7 protein-coding genes are annotated in these 7,052 nt (G+C 72.7%); 2 read left to right on the plus strand and 5 right to left on the minus strand.

Going from position 1 to position 7,052, the window contains the following annotated elements; translation table 11 throughout:
- Positions 1 to 152: 152 nt before the first annotated feature.
- The gene (locus PV350_RS15180; protein WP_499516153.1) at positions 153 to 1,496 is read right to left on the minus strand and encodes a lysine N(6)-hydroxylase/L-ornithine N(5)-oxygenase family protein; all 1,344 of its coding nucleotides are present in this window, start codon (positions 1,494 to 1,496) and stop codon (positions 153 to 155) included.
- 82 nt (positions 1,497 to 1,578) lie between these two features.
- Here PV350_RS15180 and PV350_RS15185 point away from each other — a divergent pair, with 82 nt between their 5' ends.
- Together PV350_RS15185 and argB are read left to right on the plus strand one after the other, a co-directional pair.
- Positions 1,579 to 2,526 carry a methionyl-tRNA formyltransferase gene (locus PV350_RS15185; protein ID WP_500334285.1) on the plus strand — a complete coding sequence of 316 codons (948 nt, stop codon included), beginning with the start codon at positions 1,579 to 1,581 and terminating at the stop codon, positions 2,524 to 2,526.
- Positions 2,523 to 3,383: an acetylglutamate kinase gene (argB, locus tag PV350_RS15190; RefSeq protein WP_499516155.1), complete on the plus strand. Its 861-nt coding sequence runs from the start codon at positions 2,523 to 2,525 to the stop codon at positions 3,381 to 3,383. The genes PV350_RS15185 and argB overlap by 4 nt, the downstream gene beginning before the upstream one ends.
- Positions 3,384 to 3,460: 77 nt before the next feature.
- Here argB and PV350_RS15195 read toward each other — a convergent pair whose 3' ends face one another.
- The 4 genes from PV350_RS15195 to PV350_RS15210 all read right to left on the minus strand — a co-directional run bounded on the left by PV350_RS15195 (position 3,461) and on the right by PV350_RS15210 (position 6,914).
- Entirely contained in the window at positions 3,461 to 3,859 is a 399-nt protein-coding gene (locus PV350_RS15195) for a tautomerase family protein (RefSeq protein ID WP_499516156.1), read from the minus strand.
- Positions 3,860 to 3,974: 115 nt separating this feature from the next.
- Complete coding sequence (locus PV350_RS15200) at positions 3,975 to 4,820, minus strand: ABC transporter ATP-binding protein (RefSeq protein WP_499516157.1); 846 nt, start codon at positions 4,818 to 4,820, stop codon at positions 3,975 to 3,977.
- Positions 4,821 to 4,824: 4 nt separating this feature from the next.
- Entirely contained in the window at positions 4,825 to 5,886 is a 1,062-nt protein-coding gene (locus PV350_RS15205) for a FecCD family ABC transporter permease (protein ID WP_499516158.1), read from the minus strand.
- A 2-nt stretch (positions 5,887 to 5,888) separates the two neighbouring features.
- On the minus strand, positions 5,889 to 6,914 hold the full coding sequence (locus tag PV350_RS15210; protein WP_500334287.1) for a FecCD family ABC transporter permease: 1,026 nt from the start codon (positions 6,912 to 6,914) through the stop codon (positions 5,889 to 5,891).
- Positions 6,915 to 7,052: the final 138 nt, after the last annotated feature.

The following is a 7,052-nucleotide window of genomic DNA, read 5'->3' on the forward strand; positions in this document are numbered from 1 at the left end:
CCTCCCTGCGGGGCGGGCGGGGCGGGCGGGCCCTTGGAGTTGGAGGTCGCCGGCGACCGGCGCCTTTTCGACCGGCTCCTGGCCCGGGACCAGGAGGCGTAGCCAAGGAGGGGACCCGGGGCCGCCGGACGACCGGCGGCCCCAGAGGCGTCTCAGGCGCGGGCCGCGGCCGCCGCGGCCGGCTCGTCCTGACGGGCGGCGAGCGAGGCGACGATCTCACCGGCCCGGACGGCGGTGGTGGACAGCAGCGTGGAGGTCAGCCCGTGCGTGTGCTCGGTGCCGCCCTGCACGTAGATGCCCGCCCGCACCTCGGGGGCGACCTCGACGCGGTGGTCGCGGCCGACGCGGAGGGCGTCGCCGTCGTCGCGCAGGCAGATCTTGGCGGACTCCCCGAGGAGCGTGCCGACGTCCTGCGAGCGGTACCCGGTGGCGTGCACGAGGACGTCCGCCTCCAGGACGTGCCGCTCGCCGGTCGGCAGGAACTCCACCGTCACGTCGAGGCCGTCGTCCGCGGCGCTCACGTCGCGGATGCGGGAGACGTTGAGGAAGCGCAGCCGTTCGCGGCCCTGCACCTTCTCGCGGTAGGAGGTCGCGTACAGGGCCTCGATGAGGTCCATGTCGACCACCGAGTAGTTGGTGCTGCGGTGGTAGTCGACGAGGGACTGCTTCACCTCGGACGGGGAGCCGAAGTAGAGGTCCACCGCCTCCGGGTCGAAGATCCGGTTGGCGAAGGGGCTGTCGTCGGCGGGCGTGTAGCCGTACTTGGCGAACACCGCGCAGATCTCCGCGTCGGGGAAGGTGCGGTGCAGGAAGTCGACCGCCTCGGCCGCGCTCTGGCCGGCGCCCAGGACGACGGCCCGGCGCACCGGGGTGCCCGTCGCGGTGAGCTCGGCGACCCTGGGCAGCAGCTGGCTGTTGTGCCACACCCGGTCCGACAGCTCGGTGCCCGGCGGCAGGTGCGGCTCGAGCCCGACGGCCACGCTGATGTTGCGGGCTCGGTGGGTGACCGTCCGCGCGGGGTCCTCGGGGTCCCGGCACGTCACGTCGAGGTGGTCGACCTCGCCGCCGGCGTCGCGGACCGGTGTGACGGACAGCACTTCGCAGGAGTAGTCGACGACGTCGGCGACGCGGGCGGCGGCCCACTCGAAGTAGTCGTGGAACTCCACGCGGAGCGGGAAGAGCGTCTTCTGGTTGAGGAAGTCGACCAGCCGGCCCTGTTCGCGCAGGTAGCACAGGAAGCTGAAGTCGCTGGTCGGGTTGCGCATGGTGACCAGGTCCTTCAGGAACGAGACCTGCATCGTCGCGTCGTCGATCAGCATGCCGCGGTGCCATCCGAAGCGGGGCTGCCGCTCCAGGAAGCGGGCGTTGATCCGCCGGGAGGCGGGGACTTGTGCGTTGTGCTCCTCGATGGCTATCGCCAGAGCCAGATTTGACGGACCGAAACCGATTCCCAGGATGTCGTGGATCGTGTCCGGCTCATTGAGCGGTGCTGTCACCGTTGCATCGCCTCCCTATGCGCGCCACATACTAGATAAGGTAAGCCTAACCTTGCAATAATCACTGAAGGAGAGGCAGCCCATGCGGGTCGTCATGTTCGGCTATCAGACCTGGGGACACCGGACGCTGCAGGCCCTGCTGGAGTCGGATCACGAGGTCGTCCTCGTCGTGACCCACCCCAGGAGCGAGCACGCGTACGAGAAGATCTGGGACGATTCGGTGGCGGAACTCGCCGAGAAGCACGGCGTGCCCGTGCTGCTGCGCAACCGCCCCGACGACGCCGAACTGCTGGAGGCCATCCGCGCCGCGGCACCCGACATCATCGTCGCCAACAACTGGCGCACCTGGCTGCCGCCGGAGATCTTCGACCTCCCGCCGCACGGCACCCTCAACGTGCACGACTCCCTGCTCCCCGCCTACGCGGGTTTCTCCCCGATCATCTGGGCGCTGATCAACGGCGAGGAGCGCGTCGGCGTCACCGCCCACCGCATGGACGGCGAACTGGACGCCGGCGACATCCTGCTGCAGCGCTCGGAGCCCGTCGGCCCGGACGACACCGCGACCGACCTCTTCCACCGCACCTGCGACCTGATCGCACCCCTCGTGCGCGAGTCCCTGGACCTGATCGCCTCCGGCCGCGCCAAGTGGACGCCCCAGGACCGCTCCCGCGCCAGCTTCTTCCACAAGCGCTCCGTCGAGGACAGCCGCATCGACTGGAACTGGCCCGCCGAGGACCTGGAACGCCTGGTGCGGGCGCAGTCCGACCCGTACCCCAACGCCTTCACGTACCACCGCGGCGAACGCATCAGGATCGTCTCCGCCGCCGTCTCGCAGGCCCGCTACGGCGGCACGCCCGGCCGCATCTTCATCCGCGAGGGCGACGGCGTCGTCATCGTCGCCGGCGCGGACGCCCGCGGCGGCCACCGCAAGGGACTGCTGGTGCGCACGGTCCGCACGGACGACGGCACCGAGTACGCGGCCGGCGACTGGTTCCGCACCATGGGCGGCTACCTGACCGCGCGTCCGTGACGACGGCCCTGGCCGGCCCCGGGCCGCTTCCCGCCCTGCGCGCGCTCGGGGGCCGCACCGTCGTCGTGAAGGTGGGTGGCAACGCCATGGGCGACGGCGCTCTGCTGCGCACCTTCGCGCAGGACGTCGTCCGCATCCGGGAGGCCGGGGTGCGGGTCGCGGTGGTGCACGGCGGCGGCCCGCAGATCAGCGCCCAGCTCGACCTGATCGGCATCGAGGCCCGCTTCGTCGGCGGGCTGCGGGTCACCACCCCCGAGGTCCTGGACGTCGCGCGGATGGTCCTGGCCGGCAAGGTCCAGCGGGACCTGGTGGGGCTCCTCAACGAGCACGGGCCGTACGCCGTGGGGCTCACCGGCGAGGACGCGCACACGCTGACCGCGGTGCGCCGCTACGCCGAGGTCGACGGCGAGATCGTCGACATCGGCCTCGTCGGCGAGGTGACGGAGGTCAACACGGCGGCCGTGGACGTGCTCCTGGACCACGGCCACATCCCCGTCGTCTCCTCGCTGGGCCGGGGCACGGACGGCCAGATCTACAACGTCAACGCGGACGCGGCTGCCGGGGCCCTGGCCGCCGCGCTCGACGCCGAGGCGCTGGTCGTCCTCACCGACGTGCCCGGGCTGTACGCCGACTGGCCGCGCCGCGAACGGGTCCTGGACCGGCTCACCGCCGCCGAACTGGAGGCGATGCTCCCGGCGCTGGGCGGCGGCATGGTGCCCAAGATGGAGAGCTGCCTGCGGGCCGTCCGGGCGGGCGTCCGCACGGCCCGCGTGCTGGACGGCCGCGCCCCGCACGCCCTGCTGCGCGCGCTGTCCGTCGGGCCGGGCGGCGCCGGCACGACCGTCCTGCCGGGCTAGGGCCGTGAGGTTCGCCGGGGTGGCCGGGCCGCGGTCGCCCGCGCCTGTCCGCCCCGGCGGCCGAAGCCGGCAGCCGGTCAGTCGGTTCCTGCCGGCCAGTCGCCTTCGTCCCCCGGCTCGGGCAGGATGCGGCCTCCCTCGGCGGCGAACCGGGCCGGGCTGTCCTTGATGATCACGAGGATGTGCGTCTCCGGCACGCCGGTCACCCTGCTGCCGGCGGCCGAGATGTCCTTGGCCAGCTGTGTCTTCTCCGTGTCCGCGTGGCCCGCCCGTGTGGTCGCCTCGATCAGCAGGGGACGTGAGGGAGCCGCATCCGTGAAGACGCTGCCTTCGGGCAGTTCGGCGAACGTCACGTGCACGAAGGAAGTGGGCGCCCCGGTGATCGACGCGTGGAGACGCGTGATCTCCGCCGCCAACTCGGCCTTCTGCCGCGCCGAGACCGTGTTCTGCGTGGTGACCACATGGTAGACAGGCATGGCCGGCTCCGATCAGCCGTGCGGACCCCGTACCAACACCGTAGGCCGCAGCCGTACGCGCCGCAGGTCGGCGGTGTCCGGCTCCCGGATCGCCTCCGGCCCGCCACCGGGCGGGTCACTCGGCGGCGACGGGGACCGCCTCGTGGTGGCGGCCCATGGGGATCACCAGCGGGGTGCCGCTCACCGGGTCGGTGGTGACCTGGCAGCGCAGGTCGAAGACGTCCTCGACGGTCCCGGCGGTGATCACCTCGGCCGGTGTGCCCTCGGCGGCGATCCGCCCCGACTTCATCGCGATGACGTGGTCGGCGTAGCGGCAGGCCTGGTTGAGGTCGTGCAGGACCATCACCACCGTGCGGTGCTCTCGGCGGTTGAGGTCGGTGACGAGGTCCAGGACGTCGATCTGGTGGGCAAGGTCCAGGTAGGTGGTCGGTTCGTCCAGCAGGAGGACGGGGGTGCCCTGGGCGACGGCCATGGCGATCCAGGCCCGCTGGCGCTGGCCGCCGGACAGCTCGTCCACGGCCCGGTTCGCGAGCTCGGTCATGCCGGTCGCCGCCAGTGCCTCGTGGACCGCCAGCTCGTCGGCCTTGGACCACTGCCGCCACCACGTCTGGTGCGGCGAACGGCCGCGGCTGACCAGGTCGATGACGGTCAGCCCCTCCGGGGCCACCGGGGTCTGCGGCAGGATGCCCAGCCGTTGGGCGAGTTCCCTGGTCGGCACCGACCGCAGGGCGCGGCCGTCGAGTTCGACGACGCCCTGACGGGGCGCGAGAAGCCTGGCCAGGGCGCGCAGGAGGGTGGACTTGCCGCAGGCGTTGGCGCCGACGATGGCGGTGATGCGGCCGGAGGGTATGACGAGGTCGAGGTCCTCGACCACCAGCCGGTCGTCGTACGCCAGGTGCAGCCCGCGTGCCCGCAGGTCGGGGCCCGCGGCGGCGGTGGGGGCGGGGTCGGTGGTCGCCATGGGTTCAGCCTCCTGAGCCCGCGCGGTTGGCGCGGATGAGCAGCCAGAGCAGGACCGGCGCGCCGATGACGCCGGTGACGATCCCGACCGGGAGTTCCGTGCCGGGGATCGCTTCACGCGCGATGAGGTCGGACCCCAGGACGACCAGCGCGCCGGTCAGTCCCGAGGCGGCCAAAGGCGGCCACGCCGTGCCGGCCATCCGCTGGGCGATCTGCGGGGCGGCCAGCGCCACGAAGGCGACCGGTCCGGCCGCGGCCGTGCCGAAGGCGATCAGCCCGACGCCGATGAGCAGCAGGGCCAGCCGTACCGGCTGCACCGGCGTGCCGAGGCCGGCCGCCACGTCGTCGCCCAGCTGCAGGGTCCGCAGCCGGCGGCCCATGCCGAGGGCGAGGGGCACGAGCACGGCCGTGGCGACCGCGAGTTGCGTGACCTGGTCCCAGGTGCGGCCGTTGAGGTTGCCCACCAGCCAGCCGAGGGCGGCCTGCGCCTCGAACCGCTCGCCGCGCGCGACCAGGTAGTCCGTGGCGCTGGTGCACATCCAGGACACGCCGATGCCGACCAGGATGATGCGGTAGCCGGTGGCACCGCCCTTCCACGCCAGCGCGTACACCAGCAGCGCCGTCACCAGCGCTCCGAGCAGGCCGAGGCCCTGGGTGCCCAGGCCGCCGTCCCAGCCGAGCACGATGCCCGCGACCACGGCGGTCCCCGCGCCCTCGGTCAGCCCGATCATGTCGGGGCTGGCCAGCGGGTTGCGGGTCATGGTCTGGTACAGCGCGCCGGAGATGCCGAAGGCGATGCCGACGAGCAGTCCCGCGAGCGCGCGCGGCAGCCGCAACTCCCGTACGACCAGCACCGTTCCGGGGTCGCCGGCGCCGGTGAGGGCCTTGACCACGTCGGCGAACCCGATGGGGTAGTCCCCGAGGGAGACGCCCCAGCAGAAGAGCAGGAACACCGCGACGACCAGGGCGGCGCACACGGCGACCAGCCGCGGCCGGAGCACTCCGGAGACCGGTGGGGCCGCCAGCCGGAAGGGCCGGCGGCCGCGGAGGGGGGCGAGGGCGGTCATGCTCAGACCTCCGCGAGTTTGCGCCGGCGGACCAGGGCGACGAAGAACGGGCCGCCGATGAAGGCGACGAGCACTCCGGCCTGGACCTCGGTGGGCCGTGCGACGACCCGGCCGAGGATGTCCGCGGTGAGCAGCAGGCACGGGGCGAGCACCGCGGAAAGCGGCAGCAGCCAGCGGTGGTCGGGGCCGATGCCCGCGTGCTGGGCCAGCACCCGGGCGACGTGCGGTACGACCAGGCCGAGGAAGACCACCGGGCCGATCACGGCGACCGACGCTCCCGTGAGAAGCATCACCGCGACGACCCCCTGCAGGCGTACGAGGCCGAGCCGGCGCCCGAGGGACGCGGCCACGTCGTCGCCCAGGGCCAGGCTGTTGAGCGCGGGGGCGGCGGCGAGCGCGAGCACCGCCCCGACCGCCAGGAACGGCAGGATGCTCCGCACGACGGTGCCGTCCTGGTCGGCGAGGGTGCCAGCGGACCAGAAGCGGTAGCGGTCCAGGGCGTCGGGATCGGTGAGGACGATCGCGTTGGTCAGCGAGAACAGCAGGAAGGTGACGGCGACTCCGGCCAGCGCCAGCTTCACCGGCGTCGCGCCCGAACGGCCCGTCCGGCCCAGCAGGAAGACCAGCACGCTGGTGCCGAGCGCGCCGGCGAGGGCGAACCAGATCGTGCCGTACAGCGAGCCGAGCCCGAACAGGGCGATGGCGACGACGATCCCGAAGGACGCGCCCGCGCTGACCCCGAGGATGCCGGGGTCGGCGAGCGGGTTGCGGGTCAGGGCCTGCATGAGTGCGCCGGACAGCCCCAAGGCGGCGCCCGCGGTGAGGCCGAGGACGGTGCGCGGTACGCGGACGGTCCAGACGATGTTGTCCACGAGATGGCTCGAGGGGTGGCCGAAAAGCGCCCGGACGACCTGGTCCGGGGGGATGTCGACGGCACCCAGCCCGATCGACAGCACGCACAGTCCGGCCAGGGCGACGACCGGCAACACGACGAGCAGGGCTGGGCGCAGGTTTCCGCGCGCGGTCACCGGCCTGGCCCCACGGCCAGCATCCTTAGGTTAGGCACACCTTAACCCTACCGCCGTGAGCTGTGCGGTCATGCCCCGATGGGGAGGTCTATCAAGTTAGGTAATGCTTACCTTAATATGGCGAGCGGTCACGGCTCG

Source organism: Streptomyces sp. PA03-6a, from assembly GCF_033792765.1.
Classification (GTDB): Bacteria; Actinomycetota; Actinomycetes; order Streptomycetales; family Streptomycetaceae; genus Actinacidiphila.

Coding starts and splice junctions, on each gene's coding strand:
- PV350_RS15185 (WP_500334285.1), top strand. CDS start 1,579: ATGCGGGTCGTCATGTTCGGCTATCAGACCTGGGGACACCGGACGCTG.
- PV350_RS15195 (WP_499516156.1), bottom strand. CDS start 3,859: ATGCCTGTCTACCATGTGGTCACCACGCAGAACACGGTCTCGGCGCGG.
- PV350_RS15200 (WP_499516157.1), bottom strand. CDS start 4,820: ATGGCGACCACCGACCCCGCCCCCACCGCCGCCGCGGGCCCCGACCTG.
- PV350_RS15205 (WP_499516158.1), bottom strand. CDS start 5,886: ATGACCGCCCTCGCCCCCCTCCGCGGCCGCCGGCCCTTCCGGCTGGCG.